Below are 19,583 nucleotides of genomic sequence, written 5' to 3'. Positions count from 1 at the left end.
TACGCGGCGTTTTAGGGGGAACGCGGCGAGGGGAGATTCGCTTGAGCGAGGCCTACATCTCCGCGACCTTCGAGGATCTGAAGGAGTGTCGCGAGGCCGTCCGCCATGCGCTCGGCCTCATCGGGCTGCGTTTCAAAACCATGGAGGAGTACGTTGCGGGCGCCACCGCCCCGCTCGCGCGCTGCCTCGACGACGTCGAGTCCTGTGACATCTACATCGGCATCTTCGGCTGGCGGTACGGCTACACCCCGCCCAAGCAGTCGAAGTCGATCACCCATCTGGAGTACGAGCACGCCGTCGCCAGCGGCAAGGACTGCCTGATCTTCCTGCTCAGCGACCGCGCCGCCTGGCCGGTGAGATTCGTCGACCGGGGCCCCAAGGCCGCTCAGGTGGACGCGCTGCGCGACGTGCTCCAGCGCGAGCATCTGTGCAGCTTCTTCGACTCCCCGGCGGACCTGAGCCTGCTCGTCTACGCCGCCGTCCACAAGCTGCTGGAGCAGCGGTCCCGGGGCGCCGCCGCGGTCCCGGTCGCGCCGGTGGCCCCGGGGCTGAGCGCCGCGGTGACGGCCCACTACTTCGAGCGGCTCCGCCAGCAGTACGGCGGGCTCGACCTGCTGAACCTCGCCCAGCAGTCCTCTCCGTACCTGGGCACGCAGTTGTTCGACGTCTTCGTCGAGCCGTTCGCCCGCGCCGACCACCCACCCCAGCTGGGCCGGGCGCCGTGGGGGGAGGGCGCCGGCGAGGCCGAGCGACTGGACCGGGACGCGCTGCCGTTGTCCTGGCCGGGACAACCGGTCTTCGACGTGCTGTGCGAGCCGGCGCAACGGCGGTTCGTGCTGGTCGGCGACCCGGGGGCGGGCAAGTCGGCGGTGGTCCGCTACCTGACGCTGGCGCTGGCCCGGGCACATGCCGACGAGCGGCTGGCGTCCTTGGCGGGTCGTCTGCCCGTACTCGTCGAATTGCGCTCCTATGCCGCGGCGGTAGCCGCCGGGCAGTGCCGCAACTTCCGGGAGTACCTCGCGCACCGCGCCGCCACCGACGGTTACCAGGAGGAACCCGAGGGGCTCCATCTGCATCTGGCCCGGGGCGATCCGGCGGTGGTGGTCTTCGACGGCCTGGACGAGATCCTGGAACGGCGGATCCGCGAGGAGACGGCCGGGCAGATCGCCACGTTCGCCGAGACGTTCCCGGAGGCCCGGGTCCTCGTCACCACCCGGCCCGCGGAGTACAACCGGCGGGCGCTCGCCGCCGCCGGGTTCGCCCACCACACGCTCCAGCGGTTCGTGCCCGAGCAGACCGCCGAGTTCCTGCGCCGCTGGTTCGAGGCGCTGCCGGAGGCCCGGGGCACCGACGCGACGGTCCGCCGGGAGGTGGTGATCGGCACGATCCGCCGCTCGCCGGAGCTGACCGAGCTGGCCGGCAACCCGATGCTGCTCAGCATCCTCGCCGTCATCGGCCGGCACCGGATGCTGCCGAAACAGCGCTGGCGGCTGTACGAGCAGGTGGCGGTCACCCTGGTGGACAGCTGGGACGACAGCCGGATGGTGGACGCGCCGGCCGCCTCGCAGCGCCTGGACTCCGAGGTCAAACACGAGCTGCTGCGCGGGCTGGCCTTCGACATGATGTCCGGCCGGCTGGGGCACCGCGACCATGTCGGCGGCGACCAGCTGCGCCGGATCTTCACCCAGCATCTGGAACGGCACGGTCTCGGCTGGGCCGACGCCAGCGAGTTCGCCCGGCAGGCCATCGACCAGCTCCGCCGCCGCAGCTACGTGCTGGGCCGGTACGGCCGGGCCGACTACCGTTTCGTGCACCGGACCTTCCAGGAGTTCTACTGCGCCTGGGCGATCATCGAGCGGTTCAGCCCGGGCGGGTCCCGGTTCGACGAGATCCGGGCGGTGTTCCGGGAGAACTGGGCCGATCCGGCTTGGCGCGAGACCCTGCGGCTGGTCGCCGGTCAGCTGTCGGCGGGTTTCGCCGCGGAGCTGGTCGAGCTGCTGATCACCGAGGTCAACCCGGAGTGGTGGGAGCATCCTGGACCGTCCGGCCGGGCGCCCCGCCCCGGCCCGCCGTGGAACGTCGCTCTCGCCGTGCAGTGCCTGGCCGGGGTGCGGCAGATCGCCGACGCCCGGCACGCCGCCGAGCTGGCGCTGCGCGAAGTGGTCCGGCTCATCGAGCACTGCGCCGCCACACCGGACCGCGACCTGCCCGGCCCCGACTACGCGGACCTGCTGGTCGACGAGTTCATTCCGGCGATCGAGGCGATCGGACCGAACTGGCCGGACCGCGAGGCCTACCTGGACTGGTATCGCACGGTCGGGGTGGAGATCGTCGGCAACCCGGCGGCCGCCTCCGCCGCCCGGATCGCGGCCATCCTGGCCCGGCCGGACGACCTCTTCGACGAGGTCTTCAAAGCCCGCATCGGCGGGTCCGACGACGTCCGCGTGGTGTGCGCCGCGGTCGCCGGCCTCGGCGAGCTGGCCCATCAGGCGGTCCGGCAGGAACGGGCCGACGAGGGCCGCCTCGCGCTGGACCCGCTGGTCCGTGCCGCCGGGGACACCCGGGCCGTGGTCCGCCTCGCATCGGTGCAGGCGCTCGCGCCGCTGGCCGCCGTCTACCCGGAGGCCCGTGCCGTGCTCGTCCGGGCGGTCGCGCCGGACCCGCGCCGCCGGGACGGCTTCTCCACGGTGCGGCTCTCCGCCGTCCAGATTCTCGGTGAACGGCTGCGGGCCGAGTCCGGGATCGAGGAGATCCTGCTGGAGTGCCGCCGCGGCGACCCGCACCCGGCCGTCCGGGCGGGCGCCCTGCGCGTCCTGGCCCGCCCCCGGCAGCTGTCAACGGCGGTGGAGGAGGATCTGGTGGACGCCTGCCGCAGCGACCCGGCCCCCGAGGTGGTGGAGGCGGCGGCCGGGATCCTGCTGCCCCGGGCCGGCAGCGACGGGCCGGTGCGGGAGCTGCTGCTCCGGCGGATGCGCACCGACCCGGTGGCCGGCGTGCGCCGTGCCGCGGTGCGACTGCTGGCCCGCAGCGGCCCGGAGGCGCGGCTGCTCGAACGGATCGAGACGGACCCGGACGGGGCGGTCGTCCGCGCGGCCGCCGTGGCGCTCGCCGGGCGTGGGCACCGCCCGGGGGAGCGATCCTGGCAGACGCTGGTGACCCGGCTGGCCGGCGAACCGGACGAGGTGCTGCGGGTGGCTCTCGTCCGGGTGCTCGGGACCACCTACCGGGCCTATCCGCGTACCGAGGAGATCCTCACCGGCTCGGCTACCGCGGACACCGAGCCGGCCGTACGGTTGGCCGCCGTGCTGGGGCTGGCCGGCCTGCCGGCCGCGCCGTCCCGCGAGGCCGTGCTGGCGCGGGTCGCCGGGCAGGACCCGACGCCGTCGGTCCGCCGGGCCGCGGTCGAGTCGCTCGCCGGTGACCGGGGGCCGACCGCGACCCGGGCGCTGATCACCGCGGCCGTGCACGACTCGGACACCGAGACGCGGACCGCGGCGCTGCGTGGGCTGTGCGGGCGGATCCTGGAGCTGTCCGACGCCCGCCGCCTGCTGGACCTCACCGGTGAGGGCCACCCGGAGGTCCGGCTCGAGGCACTGCGGGTGCTGATCGCCGACTGCCCGCCCGACATCGACCTGCCGGCGCTGCTGCTCGACCGGACCAGCAACGACAGCGTGGGCGAGGTGTTCGCGGCCGCCGCCCGGGCCGCGGTGCTGGACCGCGACGGCGCCGGCCGGTTCTGGGCCGTGATCGCCGAGCGGGCCGCCGCCGACCCCAATCCGGAGATCCGGGCCGCGGCTGTGGAGATCCTCGGCTCCGGCGGCGACGCCGACCGGGCCGGCGCCGTCGAACCGGCCGGGGAGGTGCTGCGCGACCGGGTACGGGTGGACACCGACCCGGCGGTGGTGGCCGCGGCGGCCCGCGCGGCCGCGGCGCTGAGCGAGGACGGGACCCGGGCCGACCTGCTGTCCCGCCTGGCCGATTCCGACCCGGTGATCCGGCCGGTGCTGGTCCGGGCACTGGCACACTGGATCACCGACGACGAGGTGCGGCAGGTGCTGCTGACACAGGCCCGGACCGCGGAGGCCTACGAGACCCGCCGCGCGGCCGTCGAGACGCTGGCGCCGATCGCCCACCTCGACGAGGTCCGCGACATCCTGATCGACTGCGCCGAGGACGACGATTTCGCCGTCCGCAACACGGCGGACGCGTTGCTGCGGCTCAGCGGCCGCTGGCCGGGGTCCAGTCGTTTATGAAGGCGTAGTCGATCCGGTCCAGGATGGTCGGCGGCAGCTCGATGCCCTCCGGAGCGGCCCGGGTCTCCAGATCCTCCATGATCAGGGGATCCACCCGGACCTGGTGCAGGACCGTGCGCGCCGCCATCTCGATCTCCATGAACCGGGTCGGCAGGATGGAGAAGCTCCGGTACGCGCAGAACGAGTTCTTCGTACCGGTCAGCTTGATCACCGGCGGCAGGTCGGACCAGTCGCTCGGATAGGCGCCCTTGATCGTCACCGGCTTGGTGAGCTGCTTCTCCTCCGGGCGCAGCAATCCGAGCCGGAGCAGCTGCCACACCGACGCCAGGAACGAGCAGGACCACAGCTCGTCGTCGCGGATCTCGACGTCCATGAAGACGGAGTGCCGGTTCGCCGCGGTCTGCTCCGGGCTCTGCCACGGCTCGGCGGCCATCGCCGGGGCGGCCGCGGTGTTGGGGGACCGCCGCCCGTTCGACAGCCAGCCACTGTCCTTGACGGCGGGCCGGCCACCGTTGGCGCCGCGCAGCGGCTCGGGCACGATCTGGTCGAAGACCAGCTGGGCCAGCCTGGTGTCGCCGAACTCGGCGCAACTCGACTCACGGGCGATGTAGTCGATGGACAGCCCGCTCTTCGCGGCCGCGTCGACCACCTTCTTGATGATGACGCCCGGCTCGTCGAGGCGGCTGAAGTAGTCGTCGATCAGGAAGCAGGTGCTGATCCGTGGCGAGGTGGTGCCCCAGCGGCCCATCGACTCGATGGCCTTGACCCATGGGTAGACACTCACGAAGTAGTCCGCCAGCCTGCTCTCGCCCTCGCGGGCCTGGAGGTCCTCCATGTAGAGGTGGCCGAGTTCCAGCGAGACGTGCGAGAGGCCGACGGAGGGGGCGACGACCTCCGTCGCCTGCTCCCGGTAATCCATGCGGTGCAGCGCGACCGTCATAGGGTCTCCCAAGAGGAGTCGTCGACGAGGCGCCTCGCCAGCAAGTCGAACGCGTTCCGGGTCTCCTGGTTCGCGACGCCGCTCACCACGTCTTTGTCAGTGATCAACTGTTCTTGCCATTGGAGCATGGGGTCCAGTGGTACCGACCCTAATAACAGATTTTTGCCGACTTGGTGCTCCCCGGCCAGTCGAGTGAGCCGTCTATTGCACTCATCGAGCCAAATGCCCTGTTTCGCGGTGAGACCGCTCTGGGTCGACGGCGCCGGGTCGATCACCGCGGTACGCACGTACCGCAGGTGGTTGGCGAACTGCTGCCGGTCGTGCCCGGACTTCTCGGCGATCGTGAGCAGCCCTCGCGGACCGTTCACCAGCCCGCCGGCCGCCACCACGTGCTGCCGGGTCCATCGGTGGAAGACCAGCCAGCGACTCATGATCTTCTGCATCTCCGGCATCGCCGTCACCTTGAGCACCATCTCGACCGCCAGGTTGCGGCCCGCGCTCAGGTCCACCATGCAGAGGCTGAACTCCTCGTTGAGCCGCAGGAACAGCTCCAGACACCGGCCCACCAGGTCGGCACGATCCGGGAAGTCCCCGCCGCCCACGTCACCGGGCAGCAGGACGAGACGGCCGGTGTTGGCCTGCCCGTCCCGGATGCCACGCCGGTCGGTGGCGGTCCAGACGTCGATCCGCTCCGGCTGGTACACCTCCTGCAACAGGTAACGGTGCATGCCGGAGCCGCTGGTGGTGCCGTTCTCCGCGCGTTCGATGCCGAAGATCGCGCCGGCGGTCGGCGAGCCGAAGTCGAAGTCGAGGTAACAGACGTCGTTCCCCTGCAGAGCGCTGCGATACAGCAGGTTGCTGCTGGTCACCGAACGGCCGGTGCCGCCTTTGTCGGACGCGGCGAAGACGAACATCAGATCGCCGTGCTCTCGCTGTGACGGACGGCCTCGAGACCGTCGAGCTCCATGAGAACCCAGTTCACCAGGGCGGACGCGGCGCCCGGCCGGGTACGGGCGATCGAGCGGGATCGCTCCAACTTGGCCCGGATCTCGGTCAAGACGTCCATCACCTCGAGGCTGGCATCGGCGGAACCCCTCATGAGCTCCATGTCGTACAGGTGCTCCGCTTCGTAGAGCAGGTCGAAGGCGCGGACCACGAGCCGATCGTTGACCAGCGGCTCCTCGCTCAACAGGTTCGCCGCGCTGACCAGGCCGGCGACCACCCGTTCGGTGTAATACCACGAGGGCTTGTCGTACTCCGGCAGCTCCTCGAAGACGAGCGTCGGCTGGTCCCACAACCGCCGGTGGTGGGACTCCTGCAACCGGCGGCGGGAGAGGTGGTCCCACACCCGGTCGGCCAGGCGCAGCAGCCGGGCCCGCTCCTCCACATCGCTCAGCAGGCCGGCGATCGCGATGCACCGCTGCAGCAGCAGGGAGGCGAACTCACCGACGAACCAGATCGCGGTGGTGTCGTCCGCCGAGTCCTCGGCGCTGCCCTCCAGCGACACCCGGAGCCCGGGGGAGTGCAGCTTGATGCCCGAGTCGCCGGGCCGGTGCTTGCGGGTCACCCGGGCCTCGTTGGCCAGATCGGCCAGGACCGCGCCGATCCGGGCCAGGCGGGTGTCCGAACCGCGCTTACGGACCAGGTCCTTGACGACGATCGAGGTCACCAGAAGGGTGTAGTACTCGCTGCGCAGGCCGTCGGTGGTCTGCCAGGGCGGGTCCTCCAGCGGCCAGACCGGGCCGCCGCCGAAGGTCGCGACCGTGGCCCAGTAGGTGAGGGTCAGGTCCCAGCGCAGCTGGAGAGCACGGGACAGGCGCTGCTGTTCCTCGTTGAGCAGGCCCAGGACCCGGGTACGTTCGGAGAAGAGGTCCTCGATGGCGTCGACCGCCACCACGGTGAAATACAGGTAGGGCTTGTTCTCGGCCACCCCGTCGGGCTGCGGGCCGATGTCCTCCACCTCGTCGTCCGTGGAGCCCGTGGCAGCGGTCGCGTCCTTCTCCCGGCTCGCTGACTTGTACTCCAGCTCGACCGCCGGCGCGTCCCTCACGATGCCCCAGGACCAACCGCACTCGAACAGCGCGTTGGCGCTCTCCAGGTCCTCCGTCTGCCCCGACCCGATCAGCACCTCGTTGAACGACGCGATCGTCTCCTGGAGCACCGTCCGGAACTGGTTGACCACGGTCTTGGACGGCGTGCCGGACTTGTTGATCGTCTGGAGCAGGATCTGGCCGGGGTCGTCGTCGGCCTCGAAGACGTGTGTGGAGAAGCTGCGCAGCAGGCCGACCATCGCCGCGGTGAGCCGGATGCTGGCCAGCCGCTCCAGCGCCCGCAGCTCGCGGCGCAGCCCCATCCGGGTGACCGACTGCCGGAAGATCCGCACGAAACCGATGGTGGACAGGGAGAGGGTGACCGAGATGGCGAACGAGTCAACGATGTCACGGCTCTGCTGAGCCTCGTTCACCTTCGCGTCCTCGTCGGCCTTGAAGTAGCTGCCGCCGGAGAACACCGGCCGGTCCCCGTCCACATACCTGGTGAAGTACTCGGTGGCGATCCGCACCAGGTTCAGCGGGATGGTCTTCTCGTCGCCGAGCGGGCGGAGAGCCTCCAGCATGGCCTCGGCCGTGGCGTTCGGCCGGTCCAGCGCGAACGGGCCCACCTGGGTCGCTGGCAGCAGGATGCAGAGCAACTGCTCGGCATCACTGATCGAATTCGATCCGTCGCGGCCGCCCCAGTGCCAGACGCCGTCGCGCCAGGAACTCTGGATTGTCGCTTTCCACGTCTCCAGCAGGTGCTGTCGCGGTTCGATCCTCACTGGTGCACACCACCATCCTGCGGACCTCGCCGGCCGCACCGAGAGGCACGCGGCGGTGCCGGCTCCCTCATGATGTCGCACTCGTCAAGGTACCAACCTTGGCGACGCTCCAAAGTAGCGCAACGGCATCAAAAATCGCGCGCGACCCTCCAATGAAGAACGATCCGGCGGCCGGGAGGACACACGAAAAACGGGGGCGACGGACCGGTGGTCCGTCGCCCCCGCCCGGAGCGAGAGATCAGTTCGCCTGCTCGGCCAGAGCGAGGAACTGCTTCTTCGAGGCGAGCGCCTGCTCGGCCTCCTTGATCCGACGCGCGTCGCCGGCCGCCTGGGCCCGGGCCAGCCGCTGCTCGGCCTCGGCCACCTGCTCGCGCATCTGGCGCAGCAGCGGGTTGTCCTGCGGGCTGGTCTTGCGCCATGCCGAGTCCATCGCCACCCGGATCCGCTCCTCGGCGGCCCGCCAGCGGCGGTCCAGCGAGGCGGCGGCCTCCCGGGGCACCCGGCCCGCGTCGTGCCAGGCGGCCTGCGCGTCCCGCAGACGGTTCTGCGCGCCGCGCGGGTCGGCGTCGACGTCGACGGCCTCGATCTCGGCCAGGATGGCCTGCTTCTTCTCCAGGTTGCCCTGGTACTCCGCGTCCCGGGCGGAGAAGACCTCGCTGCGCCGGGTGAAGAACGCGTCCTGAGCGGCTCGGAAGCGTTCCCAGAGGCGCTGCTCGGCCTCCTTCGCGGCGCGCGGCGCCGCCTTCCACTCGGTCATCAGGTCCTTGAGCCGGTTGGCCGTGCTCGACCACTCGGTCGAGTCGGCCAGTGCCTCCGCCTCCTTGACCAGCTCCTCCTTGGCGCCCTGCGCCTGCTTGCGCTGGCCGTCGAGGGTGGCGAAGTGGGCGCCCCGGCGGCGGGTGAACCCGTCCCGGGCGGCGGCGAACCGCTTCCACAGCTCACCGTCGGTCTTCTTGTCGACGCCGCGGATGGTCTTCCACTCGTCGAGGATCTCCTTGAGCCGGTCGCCCGCCGACTTCCACCCGGTCGCTTCGGCGGCGATCTTCTCCGCCTCCTCGACCAGAGCGGTCTTGCGGGCCACCGCCTCGGTCCGGGCCACCTCGCGGGCGGCACGGGCCTCCCCGGCCTTCTCCTCGGCGAGGGTGGCGAGGCGCTCCAACCGGGCCGCCAGCCCGTCGATGTCACCCACCACGTGAGCCTCGTCGAGCTGGGTCCGCAGCCGCTTCACGCTGGTCAGCGAGTGGGCCGCGTCCGCCGCGCCGGACTTGAGGCGAGCCTCGACGAGGTCGACCTCGGTGACCAGGTCGTCGAATCGCCGGGCGAAGTGAGCGAGCCCCTCCTCGGGGGTGCCCGCCTGCCAGGAGCCGACCACACGGTCGCCCTCGGCGGTCTTCACGTACACGGTGCCGTCGGCATCCACGCGCCCGAAGGCCGTCCAGTCGTTCATGAGCTCATCCTCAGTCTCCCGGCGCCGCAGGTCCAACCGGACCTCGGCCACCGCCATAGCGCAGTCTCGAATGCCAACTTCTCAACGGCATTCTTTCTCGCGCATTGTCACAGGTCCAACCCGGTCAGGGGAAAGCTCCCGCCGACGACCGTGACACAACGGTGTCCTACGGTTGGCCGGTGCCGTACCGGACAGGTCAACGGGTGGTCACCGTCGTCGGCCCGACGGCGGCCGGTAAATCCGCGCTGAGCATCGCCCTCGCACACGAACTCGGCGGCGAGGTGATCAACGCCGACTCGATGCAGCTCTACCGTGGCATGGACATCGGCACCGCCAAACTCACCTTGGCCGAGCGCGAGGGCGTACCGCACCATCTGCTCGACATCTGGGACGTCACCGAGCCCGCCGCGGTCGCCGAGTACCAGCGGCTGGCCCGCGCCGCGATCGACGACGTGCTCGGCCGAGGCCGGGTGCCGCTGCTGGTCGGCGGCTCCGGATTGTACGTCCGCGCGGTCCTCGAGGACTTCGAGTTCCCCGGAACCGACCCGGCGATCCGGGCCCGGCTGGAGGAGGAGCTCGCCGCGGCCGGCCCGGCGGTGCTGCACGCCCGGCTCGCCGACCGCGACCCGGCGGCCGCCACCAGGATCCTGCCGAGCAACGGCCGCCGCATCGTCCGAGCCCTCGAGGTGATCGAGCTGACCGGCCTGCCGTTCACCGCGAGCCTGCCCGCCCCGCGGCCGGTCTACGAGTCGGCGCAGATCGGCGTCGACCGGGACACCGCCGCGCTGGACGAGCGGATCGCGCTGCGCGTCGACGTGATGTGGGCCGCCGGGCTGATCGACGAGGTCCGCGGCCTGACCGGCATCCGGGAGGGCCGGACCGCCTCCCGCGCGCTCGGCTACCAGCAGGCGATCGCCCAGATCGACGGCGAGCTGACCGAGGAGCAGGCGAAGGCGGACACGGTCCAGGGAACCCGCCGGTTCGTCCGCAGGCAGCGCTCCTGGTTCCGTCGCGACCCCTCGATCACCTGGTTGGACGGGACGGACCCGAAGCTCGTGGCGGACGCGATCGCGCTTGCGCGATGATGGTCGGCGTGCGGTTCACCAAAGGCCACGGAACAGGCAACGATTTCGTCATCCTCCCCGACCCCGACGGGGAGCTGGAGCTGACACCCGAGCTCGTCGCGGCGCTCTGCGACCGCCGTAAGGGGATCGGCGGCGACGGTGTGCTCCGGGTGGTCCGCAGCGCCAAGCATCCCGAGGCCGCCGGCTTCGCGGCACAGGCCGAGTGGTTCATGGACTATCGCAACAGCGACGGCTCGATCGCCGAGATGTGCGGAAACGGCCTCCGCGTCTTCGTGCGCTATCTGCTCGACCGCGGCCTCGCCACGCCCGGCCCGGAGGGCCTGCCGATCGCCACCCGGGCCGGCGTCCTGGTCACCCTGATCGGTGACGGCACCGTCCGTGCACGGATGACGACCCCGAGGGTGTACGCGGGAAGCACCGCGACCGTCGGCGCCCTCACCGTGCCCGGCGTCGCCGTGGACACCGGCAATCCCCACCTGGTCTGCGGCCTGCACGACGGCGTCGAGCTGGCCTCGCTGGACCTGACCGGCGCCCCGCTGCACGACCCGGCCCTCTTCCCGCACGGGGTGAACGTCGAGTTCACCGAGCCCGCCGAGCCGGTCGACGGCGCCGACGGGCACGTCCGGATGCGGGTGCACGAGCGCGGTTCGGGCGAGACCCTGTCCTGCGGGACCGGCGCGCTCGCGGTCGGCGCGGTGGCGCTGCGCGACGCCGGCCTGGAAACCGGCTCGGTCGCGGTGGACCTGCCCGGCGGCCGCCTGGTGGTCACCCACGACAGCGACGGCGGCTGGTGGCTGGAAGGCCCGGCGGTGCTGGTCGCCGACGGCGAGATCGACCCGGCGGCGCTGGTCTGATGCTGCACCGCGTCGCGCACCGGGGCTACTCGGCGGTGGCCCCCGAGAACACTCTGCCCGCCTTCGCCGCCGCGCTGCGGGCCGGCGCCACCTTCGTCGAGTTCGACGTCCGGGTCACCCGGGACGGCGTGCCCGTGGTCATCCACGACCGGACGGTCAACCGCACCACCAGCGGCTCCGGCCGGGTCTGGGACCTGACCTACGACGAGATCGCCGGGTTCGACGCCGGGTCCTGGTTCGGCGCCGGCTTCGACGGTTTGCGGGTGCCGACCCTGGCCGAGACCCTCGACCTGCTCGCCCCCGGCAAGGCCGGGCTGCTCGTCGAGATCAAACCGCCGGCCACCCTCGACGAGGTGAAGTCGATCGTCGCCCAGCTCGCCGAGCGCGACCTGCTGGACCGCTCGGTGCTGCAGAGCTTCGACGCCGACGTGGTCCGCAAGGTTCGCGACGTGGCCCCCGAGGTGCGGCGCGCTCTGCTGCTGTTCCGGTTCGACGCGGAGACCGTCGAGCTGTCCCGGGAGCTGGGTGTCACCTTCACCAACCCGTCGGTGGAGGACGTGCTGAACGGCCCGGAGATGATGGCCGCGCTGGCCGCCGCCGGGATCGGCGTGATGCCGTGGACGCCCAACGACATGACCCAGTGGCGCCCGCTGGTGGACGCGGGCGTCTCCGGCCTGATCACCGACCTGGTCGGCGAACTCACCGGCTGGGCCGGCGCCTGACGTCGGCGTGCACCGGCCCGGCCGTGCCCCGGCCCGGCCGTGCCCCGGCCCGGCCGTGCCCCGGCCCGGCCGTGCCCCGGCCCGGCCGTGCACCGGCCCGGCCGAGCGCACCCGGCGGGCCACGGCGCGTGTCTCGACGTGTGTGGGGTTCGGGCGCGGTCCGCACCCGAACCTCACACGGCGGGCGCGGTCCGCACCCGAACCTCACACGGCGGGCGCGCGTCACGCGTACCCGGAAATGGTCTTGGTTTCAGAAGGTCGTCTCCGGGGCCTTGCCGAGTTCCGCCTCCGGCGCCGCAGCCGGATTGGCCGGGACCGGTCCGCCCCGCACGACCGCCCGGATCGCCGCCGCCACCGCCGGGGTGACCTTGGGGTCGAAGACGCTCGGGATGATCACGGTCGGGTTGAGCTTGTCCTCGCCCACCACATCGGCGATGGCGCGGGCCGCGGCCAGCGCCATCTCCTCGGTGAACTCCTCGGCCGCCGCGTCCAGCATGCCGCGGAAGACGCCCGGGAACGCCAGCACGTTGTTGATCTGATTGGGCTGGTCGGAACGGCCGGTCGCGACGATCGCGGCGTGCTTGCGGGCCTCCCGCGGGTCGACCTCCGGGTCCGGGTTGGCCATCGCGAACACGATCGCCTTGTCCGCCATCCGGGCGATGTCGTCGCCGGTCAGCAGGTTCGGCGCGGAGACGCCGATGAAGACGTCCGCGCCGGCGATCGCGCCGGGCAGGTCGCCGGAGTAGTTCTCCTTGTTGGTGTGGTCGGCCAGCCACTGCATCGACTCGTTGAGGCCGGGCATGCCGCGGTGCAGGGCGCCTTTCCGGTCGTAGGCGATGATGTCGGCCACGCCCTGCCGCATCAGCAGTTTCATGATCGCGGTGCCGGCCGCGCCCGCGCCGGAGACCACCACCTTGACGTCCTGCATCCGCTTGCCGACCACCCGCAGCGCGTTGGTCAGCGCCGCCAGCACGCAGATCGCGGTGCCGTGCTGGTCGTCGTGGAACACCGGGATGTCCAGCTGCTCCCGCAGCCGCGCCTCGATCTCGAAGCAGCGTGGCGCCGCGATGTCCTCCAGGTTGATGCCGCCGTAGGCCGGGGCGATCGCCTTCACGATCGCCACGATCTCGTCGGTGTCCTGTGTGTCCAGCACCACCGGCCAGGCGTCCACGCCGCCGAACCGTTTGAACAGCGCCGCCTTGCCCTCCATCACCGGCATCGCGGCGGCCGGGCCGATGTTGCCCAGGCCGAGCACGGCCGAACCGTCGCTGACCACGGCGACCGTGTTGCGCTTGATGGTGAGGCGGCGCGCGTCCGCCGGGTTCTCCGCGATGGCCATGCAAACCCGGGCGACCCCCGGGGTGTACGCGCGGGAAAGCTCGTCCCGGTTGCGAAGCGCGACCTTCGACGACACCTCGATCTTGCCGCCCAGGTGCAGCAGGAACGTCCGGTCGGAGACCTTGCGGACGTCCACGCCGTCCTGGTCCTCGAGTTGCTTGACGACCTGGTCGGCGTGCGCGGCGTCGGCGGTGTCACAGGTCAGGTCGACGAGGACGTGAGTGGGGTCGGAGTCCACCACGTCCAGCGCCGTCACGATCGCCCCGGCCTCACCCACACAGGTGGTGAGCCGGCCGATGGACGAGGCGTCCGCGGTGACGGCGATTCGGATCGTGATCGAGAATCCTGCGCTCGGCAGGCGGGTGGTCACCACTGTGGTCCCTCCGACGTTGGTGGGGTGCTGAGTGCCCGCCCGCGGGCCGCGCTGCCGCGGCATGGTCCCGGCGGCGGCCGCACGACCCGCGGGCGGGCACTCGAATTGTCGCTCGCGCCGAATGGTTCGATCTCCCCGCGGTGGTTACTTGTGAGTCAGCCCCGGTTATGTGGATGCACTCGGTCGCCGGACGTGCCACGATCGGTCGTAGGAGGTCACTTTTGCGAAACACGTACCAGACACCCGTCCTTGACGAGATCGATCCCACCACCGGTGAGCTCGAGCTCGAGGAGCGGCACTCGCTCAGGCGGGTGGCCGGTCTATCCACCGAGCTGACCGATATCACCGAGGTCGAGTACCGGCAGTTGCGACTCGAAAGGGTCGTGCTGGTCGGAGTGTGGACCGAAGGAAGCGTGGAAGATGCTGACAATTCACTGACCGAGCTGGCCGCGCTCGCCGAGACCGCCGGGTCCCAGGTCCTCGAGGGCCTGATCCAGCGGCGCAAGCAGCCCGACGCGGCCACCTTCATCGGCCGCGGCAAGGTCGACGAGCTGCGTGACGTGGTCGTCATGACCGGCGCCGACACCGTGATCTGTGACGGCGAGCTGTCGCCGTCCCAGCTGCGCAACCTGGAGCAGCAGGTCAAGGTCAAGGTGGTCGACCGGACCGCCCTGATCCTCGACATCTTCGCCCAGCACGCCAAGAGCCGTGAGGGCAAGGCCCAGGTCGAGCTGGCCCAGTTGCAGTACCTGTTGCCCCGCCTCCGTGGCTGGGGTGAGGCGATGTCCCGGCAGGGTGGTGGCGCGGGTGGCGGCTCCGGTGGCGGCGGCGTCGGCACGCGTGGTCCCGGCGAGACGAAGCTGGAGACCGACCGCCGGCGCATCAACACCCGGATCGCCAAGCTGCGGCGCGAGATCAAGTCCATGAAGACGGTGCGGGAGACCAAACGGTCCCGTCGTGCCGCCAGCGGTGTGCCGGCCGTGGCGATCGCCGGTTACACCAACGCCGGCAAGTCCAGCCTGCTGAACCGCCTGACCCAGGCCGGGGTGCTGGTGGAGGACGCACTGTTCGCCACCCTCGACCCGACCACCCGGCGGACCGCCGCGGAGGACGGGCGTGTCTTCACGCTCTCCGACACGGTCGGCTTCGTCCGGCACCTGCCGCACCAGATCGTCGAGGCGTTCCGCTCGACGCTGGAGGAGGTGGCCCAGGCCGACCTGGTGGTGCACGTCGTCGACGGCGCCCATCCGGACCCGGAGGGTCAGGTCAGCGCGGTCCGCGAGGTGCTCGGCGAGGTCGGCGCCGACCAGCTGCCCGAGCTGCTGGTCATCAACAAGGTCGACGCGGCCGGCGAGGAGACGATTCTCCGGCTGAAGCGGACCTGGCCGGACGCCGTCTTCGTGTCCGCGCGCTCCGGCGCCGGCATCGCGGAGCTGCACAAGGCCATCGCCGACCGGCTGCCACGGCCGGCCGTCGAGATGCGGATCCTGGTGCCCTACGACCGGGGTGACCTGGTCGCCCGGGTGCACCGGACCGGTCAGGTGCTGCAGTCGCGACACCTGGACGACGGAACCGAACTGCTCGCCCGAGTCGACGAGCGGCTCGCGGCGGATCTGGCGGAGTTTCGTTCCTGATCCCGTGATTCTCGTCATCCGTGCCGGGGGACGAAGACGAACCGAGTTCCGATCCTGATCGGAAGGCCGCATCCGGACCCGCTGGGGACGGGTGCGGCCAATCCGGTCAGCTTCCTCACCGAGGGTGAAGCGGTGGTACCACGCCGGTGCCCGGGGTGTCCCAGCTTTGATCCACACGTAATACCGGCACGGGTTCCCGCATGCGACACTGTGCCAATGCGGCGTCTCGTCTTCCCTACCATCGTGGCTCTCGGTCTCGTGATGGTCGGGTCTTCCAGTGCGTCCGCCGAGGACCCCACCCCGGCACCGACGGTCAGCGCGAAGTCGACGCCCGGCAAGAAGCTTTGCAAGATCGCTGATGCCGATCTGTCCGAGCTGTCCGGTCTGGTCGCGGTCAAGAACGGTTACGTCGCGATCAACGACGGCGCCGCGGAGGATTCGGAGGCCAAGGAGCAGGTCTTCCTCCTCAACAGCTCCTGCAAGGTCATCAAGAAGATCCCGTTCAGCGGTGCGGGCCCACGCGATCCCGAGGACATCGTCCTCTCGGCGGACCGCAAGACCCTCTGGATCGCGGACACCGGCGACAACGGCGTCCGTGACTCGCCGCCCGCCCCGCGGCCCGGCGTCGCGCTGTGGAGCATGCCGGTCGACGGCTCCGAGAAGCCGAAGATCCACCGGCTCAGTTACCCGTCCGGTGACGTCCACGACGCCGAGGCGCTGCTGTTCAACGGTGACGGCACTCCGCTCATCGTGACCAAGGAGATCGGCAAGGCGGCCGGGATCTACCAGCCCACCGCGGCGCTGAAGACCAACAACTCCACCGGCGTCCCGTTGAAGAGGGTCGGCGAGATCACACTTTTCGCGACGGAGACCGCCGGCAACCGGGTCGCCCGGATCGGCAACAAGACCATCACCGGCGGTGCGATCGCGCCCGGCGGCGGCAAGGTCACCCTGCGGACCTACACGGACGCCCTCGAGTGGGACGTGACCGGCGGCGACGTGCTGGCCGCGCTCAAGAAGACGCCGCGCACCACCGGCCTGCCCAACGAGCCGTTCGGTGAGGCGATCTCGTACAGCCCGGACGGCACGACGTTCCTCACCGCCTCCGACATGAGCGGCGACACCGCCACCGCCAACCACATCCGGCAGTACACGCCGGCCAGCACGGTCGCCGTGAAGTCCAGCAAGCAGGGCGGCGGCACGACGTCCACGCCGTGGTACATGTCGGTGGACAACCTGACGTACGCGGTGGGCGGCGTCGGCCTGCTCGGCCTGATCCTGGTCGCCGCCGGCGTCTTCGGCATCGTCAGGTTCCGCAAGTCGCCGCAGGCCGCCGGCCCGCTCGACGACGATCTGCCCAGCGGCTTCGACAAGGCAGAGCCGGGGACCGAGCTGATCGGGGTCGGCGGAGCGCCGCCGCGGGGCGCGGCCTACGGCGCCGGCCGCCCCGGTGGGGGTGGCCCGGTCTACGGCGCCAAGTCCGGCCCGCCCGCAGGCGGCCCGCAGTACGGCCGCCCCACCGGTCAGCCACCCGCACGTGGCCCCCAGCAGGCTCCGCCGCGCGGCCCGCAGCCGCTGCCACCTGGCCCGCAGCAGGCTCCTCCGGCACGCGGTCCGCAGCAGGCTCCGGTGCGCGGTCCACAGCAGCAGCCGCCGCGTGGCCCGCAGCAGGCTCCGCCGCGTGGTCCGCAGCAGCAGCCGCCACGTGGCCCGCAGCAGGCTCCGGCGCGCGGTCCACAGCAGCAGCCGCCGCGCGGCCCGCAGCAGGCGCCCGGTCGCGGCCAGCAGCCTCCGCCCGGTCGTGGCCCGGGCCAGGTGCCCCCGCGCAGTCCGCAGCAGCCGCAGCGGGGCCCTCAGCAGCCGCCCGGCCGTGGCGGCCCGCAGCCCCACGCCCGCGGTGGCGGTGGCGTCTACGGCGGTCAGCAGCAGCCCCGCGGCCCGCAGCAGGGGCCGGGGACGAATGGCGGCGGTGGCCTCCCGCCGGGCCCCGGCAACCGCTGACGATCCGGCGTGCGAACGAAGGCCGGTCCGCTCCCGGAGCGAACCGGCCTTCGGCGTTCTCGCCGCCGGGCGGTCAGACCCGGCGCAGGACCGCCACCACACGGCCCATGATGGTCGCGTCGTCGCCGGGGATCGGGTCGAAGGCCGGGTTGGCCGGCATCAGCCAGACGTGCCCGTCCCGCTGGCGGTAGCTCTTCACGGTCGCCTCGCCGTCGATCATGGCGGCCACGATGTCGCCCGCCTCGGCGTTGGGCTGCTGGCGGACCACCACCCAGTCGCCGTTGCAGATCGCCGCGTCGATCATCGAGTCGCCCTTGACCTCCAGCATGAAGACCTCGCCCTCGCCGACCAGCTCGCGCGGCAGCGGGAAGAAGTCCTCCACGGCCTGTTCGGCCAGGATCGGGCCACCGGCGGCGATCCGGCCGAGCAGGGGCACGTAGGCCGGCTGGGGCCGGGCTGCCCGCATGGCCTCGTCGTCGACCAGCTCGCCGGGGGCCCGCACGTCCACGGCCCGGGGGCGGTTCGGGTCGCGGCGCAGGTATCCCTTGCTCTCGAGGGCCTTCAACTGGTACGCCACGCTGGACGGGGAGACCAGGCCGACCGCCTCGCCGATCTCACGGACGCTGGGCGGGTAACCGTACTTCTCCACCCAGTCGCGGATGAACTCGAGGATGCGGCGCTGCCGGGCGGTGAGGTCGGAGGCCACCACCTCGGGAAGGTGACCGACCGGTGTGACCGCCCGTAACTGGGGTGCCTCCGGAGCGCGGGAGCGGCTCGTCGCACGGCGCCGGCCGGTCTCGGTCTTCCTGGTCTGCTGCTGTCGGCTCGTCCGGTCGTCGGTCGACACGTCCGCCCTCCCTGTCGGCCAGTGCCTCGTCGGCACGTGGTGCGTCGCGGAGCCGGGGGCAACGCCGTGGGGATGGCGTTTGTCCGGCTGACCCCTTCTGACGGAAAACTTAATGGGCACGTGCGACATATTCAAACATCTGTACGAGATTCCACGGCGTGTCGCTCCGAAGAGCTCGACTTCCGTACCTGTGTTCTGATAGACCGTCGTACGGGCGTTCTATCGAACGGATGTCCTAGAGGAGGGATCGTCATGACCGTCAGTGGTGCGCGACACGTCGAACCGCCCCTACGGCTCACGCGGCGTGGCCGGGTCGTGCTGCTCGGTGCCTTCTTCGCCATGGTCGTCCTGGCGAGTGCTGTCCTCTTCGCGACGGCTTCCGCGGCCTGAGCTGGCCGTCCCGGGCGCCCCTGGTTGATCTCCGTCGGGTGTCCCGCCCGTTTTTCCGGCGCGCCGCGCGTCCCACTCCGGCCGCTGCGAGTGATCGTGACATCACCCGTGGTGGTGAGGTGCAGAATACGGCGCGTCGGCACGTTGCTGAGCTTGCGTCGCCGTCCGCCGGGGCCTAGCGTCTACCCCAACATCTAGTGGTCACACGGATGTAAGTCATCCACAGGTTGGGTTTCCTTCTCCCTGGTTATCCACATGTCATCCACAGCGCAACCGGTCGTTCCGACCTTGGTTCCGCTGCGTTTCGTCATGTCCGCCAGTCCTGAGAAGGGGTCCGGAGGGAGATCCCGGTGCGCTGCCCGTACTGTCGCCATGCCGATTCACGCGTGGTCGACTCGCGTGAGGCCGATGACGGTCAACTGATCCGTCGCCGGCGGGCGTGCCCCGAGTGCGGCAAACGCTTCACGACCGTCGAGGAAGCGGTCCTCGCGGTCGTCAAGCGCAGCGGCGTCACCGAGCCCTTCAGCCGGACGAAGATCATGAGCGGTGTGCGCAAGGCCTGTCAGGGCCGGCCCGTCGACGAGGACTCCATCGCGAAGCTCGCGCAGCGCGTGGAGGAGACCGTCCGGGCCCGCGGCGCCGCCGAGATCCCCAGCCACGACGTGGGCCTGGCGATCCTCACGCCGTTGCGTGAGCTGGACCAGGTGGCTTACCTCCGATTCGCCAGCGTGTACAAGTCTTTCGACTCTCTCGACGAATTCGAGAAGGAGATCGCCGCGCTGCGCGACGCCGCCGTAGTCCGGGAAGCCGGGACGCGACACGCCGTCGCGCCACGGTCCGGCGGGCGGCCACCCAAGCTCAACGGCTGAGGCCCCGACGGCGGC

The 19,583-nt window shown here is 71.2% G+C and carries 14 protein-coding genes; 8 read left to right on the top strand and 6 right to left on the bottom strand.

The annotated features are described in order from the left end of the window. Nucleotides 1-41: 41 nt before the first annotated feature. Nucleotides 42-4,253 carry a HEAT repeat domain-containing protein gene (locus AB0I88_RS11125; protein WP_361021185.1) on the top strand — a complete coding sequence of 1,404 codons (4,212 nt, stop codon included), beginning with the start codon at nucleotides 42-44 and terminating at the stop codon, nucleotides 4,251-4,253. Here the strand turns inward: AB0I88_RS11125 and AB0I88_RS11120 are convergent. From AB0I88_RS11120 to AB0I88_RS11105, 4 genes are all read right to left on the bottom strand, one after another. Then, nucleotides 4,219-5,193, bottom strand: a complete 975-nt coding sequence (locus AB0I88_RS11120; protein ID WP_361021183.1) for an SCO2522 family protein — start codon at nucleotides 5,191-5,193, stop codon at nucleotides 4,219-4,221. The two genes, AB0I88_RS11125 and AB0I88_RS11120, sit on opposite strands and share 35 nt — an antisense overlap. Beyond that, complete coding sequence (locus AB0I88_RS11115; RefSeq protein ID WP_361021181.1) at nucleotides 5,190-6,107, bottom strand: SCO2523 family variant P-loop protein; 918 nt, start codon at nucleotides 6,105-6,107, stop codon at nucleotides 5,190-5,192. Before AB0I88_RS11115 ends, AB0I88_RS11120 begins: the two co-directional genes overlap by 4 nt. Further along, nucleotides 6,107-8,008 carry an SCO2524 family protein gene (locus AB0I88_RS11110; protein WP_361021179.1) on the bottom strand — a complete coding sequence of 634 codons (1,902 nt, stop codon included), beginning with the start codon at nucleotides 8,006-8,008 and terminating at the stop codon, nucleotides 6,107-6,109. Before AB0I88_RS11110 ends, AB0I88_RS11115 begins: the two co-directional genes overlap by 1 nt. Nucleotides 8,009-8,246: 238 nt before the next feature. After that, nucleotides 8,247-9,455 (bottom strand): DUF349 domain-containing protein, encoded by a 1,209-nt coding sequence (locus tag AB0I88_RS11105; RefSeq protein ID WP_361021177.1) that lies wholly within the window; start codon nucleotides 9,453-9,455, stop codon nucleotides 8,247-8,249. A gap of 179 nt (nucleotides 9,456-9,634) precedes the next feature. Here AB0I88_RS11105 and miaA point away from each other — a divergent pair, with 179 nt between their 5' ends. From miaA to AB0I88_RS11090, 3 genes are read left to right on the top strand one after another with little or no spacing between them, the layout of a single operon-like run. Beyond that, on the top strand, nucleotides 9,635-10,540 hold the full coding sequence (gene miaA, locus AB0I88_RS11100; RefSeq protein WP_361021175.1) for a tRNA (adenosine(37)-N6)-dimethylallyltransferase MiaA: 906 nt from the start codon (nucleotides 9,635-9,637) through the stop codon (nucleotides 10,538-10,540). Between the two features lie 8 nt (nucleotides 10,541-10,548). Beyond that, nucleotides 10,549-11,394: a diaminopimelate epimerase gene (gene dapF / locus AB0I88_RS11095; protein ID WP_361021173.1), complete on the top strand. Its 846-nt coding sequence runs from the start codon at nucleotides 10,549-10,551 to the stop codon at nucleotides 11,392-11,394. Beyond that, the gene (locus AB0I88_RS11090) at nucleotides 11,394-12,116 is read left to right on the top strand and encodes a glycerophosphodiester phosphodiesterase family protein (protein WP_361021171.1); all 723 of its coding nucleotides are present in this window, start codon (nucleotides 11,394-11,396) and stop codon (nucleotides 12,114-12,116) included. Before dapF ends, AB0I88_RS11090 begins: the two co-directional genes overlap by 1 nt. Before the next feature lie 250 nt (nucleotides 12,117-12,366). On the opposite strand, the gene AB0I88_RS11085 is transcribed toward AB0I88_RS11090, so the two are convergent. Beyond that, complete coding sequence (locus tag AB0I88_RS11085) at nucleotides 12,367-13,827, bottom strand: NAD-dependent malic enzyme (protein WP_361021169.1); 1,461 nt, start codon at nucleotides 13,825-13,827, stop codon at nucleotides 12,367-12,369. A gap of 221 nt (nucleotides 13,828-14,048) precedes the next feature. Between AB0I88_RS11085 and hflX the strand changes: the two genes are divergently transcribed. Both hflX and AB0I88_RS11075 read left to right on the top strand, forming a co-directional pair. Next, nucleotides 14,049-15,461 (top strand): GTPase HflX, encoded by a 1,413-nt coding sequence (gene hflX, locus AB0I88_RS11080; protein WP_361021167.1) that lies wholly within the window; start codon nucleotides 14,049-14,051, stop codon nucleotides 15,459-15,461. Between the two features lie 216 nt (nucleotides 15,462-15,677). Continuing rightward, a complete protein-coding gene (locus tag AB0I88_RS11075; protein WP_361021165.1) occupies nucleotides 15,678-17,462 on the top strand; it encodes a hypothetical protein in 1,785 nt (594 codons plus the stop codon). 73 nt (nucleotides 17,463-17,535) lie between these two features. Here AB0I88_RS11075 and lexA read toward each other — a convergent pair whose 3' ends face one another. Then, nucleotides 17,536-18,309 (bottom strand): transcriptional repressor LexA, encoded by a 774-nt coding sequence (gene lexA, locus AB0I88_RS11070; RefSeq protein ID WP_361021163.1) that lies wholly within the window; start codon nucleotides 18,307-18,309, stop codon nucleotides 17,536-17,538. 252 nt (nucleotides 18,310-18,561) lie between these two features. Here lexA and AB0I88_RS11065 point away from each other — a divergent pair, with 252 nt between their 5' ends. Beyond that, nucleotides 18,562-18,699: a hypothetical protein gene (locus AB0I88_RS11065; RefSeq protein ID WP_361021161.1), complete on the top strand. Its 138-nt coding sequence runs from the start codon at nucleotides 18,562-18,564 to the stop codon at nucleotides 18,697-18,699. 350 nt (nucleotides 18,700-19,049) lie between these two features. After that, complete coding sequence (nrdR, locus tag AB0I88_RS11060) at nucleotides 19,050-19,568, top strand: transcriptional regulator NrdR (protein ID WP_361021159.1); 519 nt, start codon at nucleotides 19,050-19,052, stop codon at nucleotides 19,566-19,568. Nucleotides 19,569-19,583 lie beyond the last annotated feature (15 nt).

The organism is Actinoplanes sp. NPDC049802 (assembly GCF_040656595.1).
Taxonomy (GTDB): Bacteria; Actinomycetota; Actinomycetes; order Mycobacteriales; family Micromonosporaceae; genus Actinoplanes.
The sequence above is the reverse complement of the archived record's forward strand: the minus strand, read 5'-3'. Positions and strand labels throughout refer to the sequence as shown.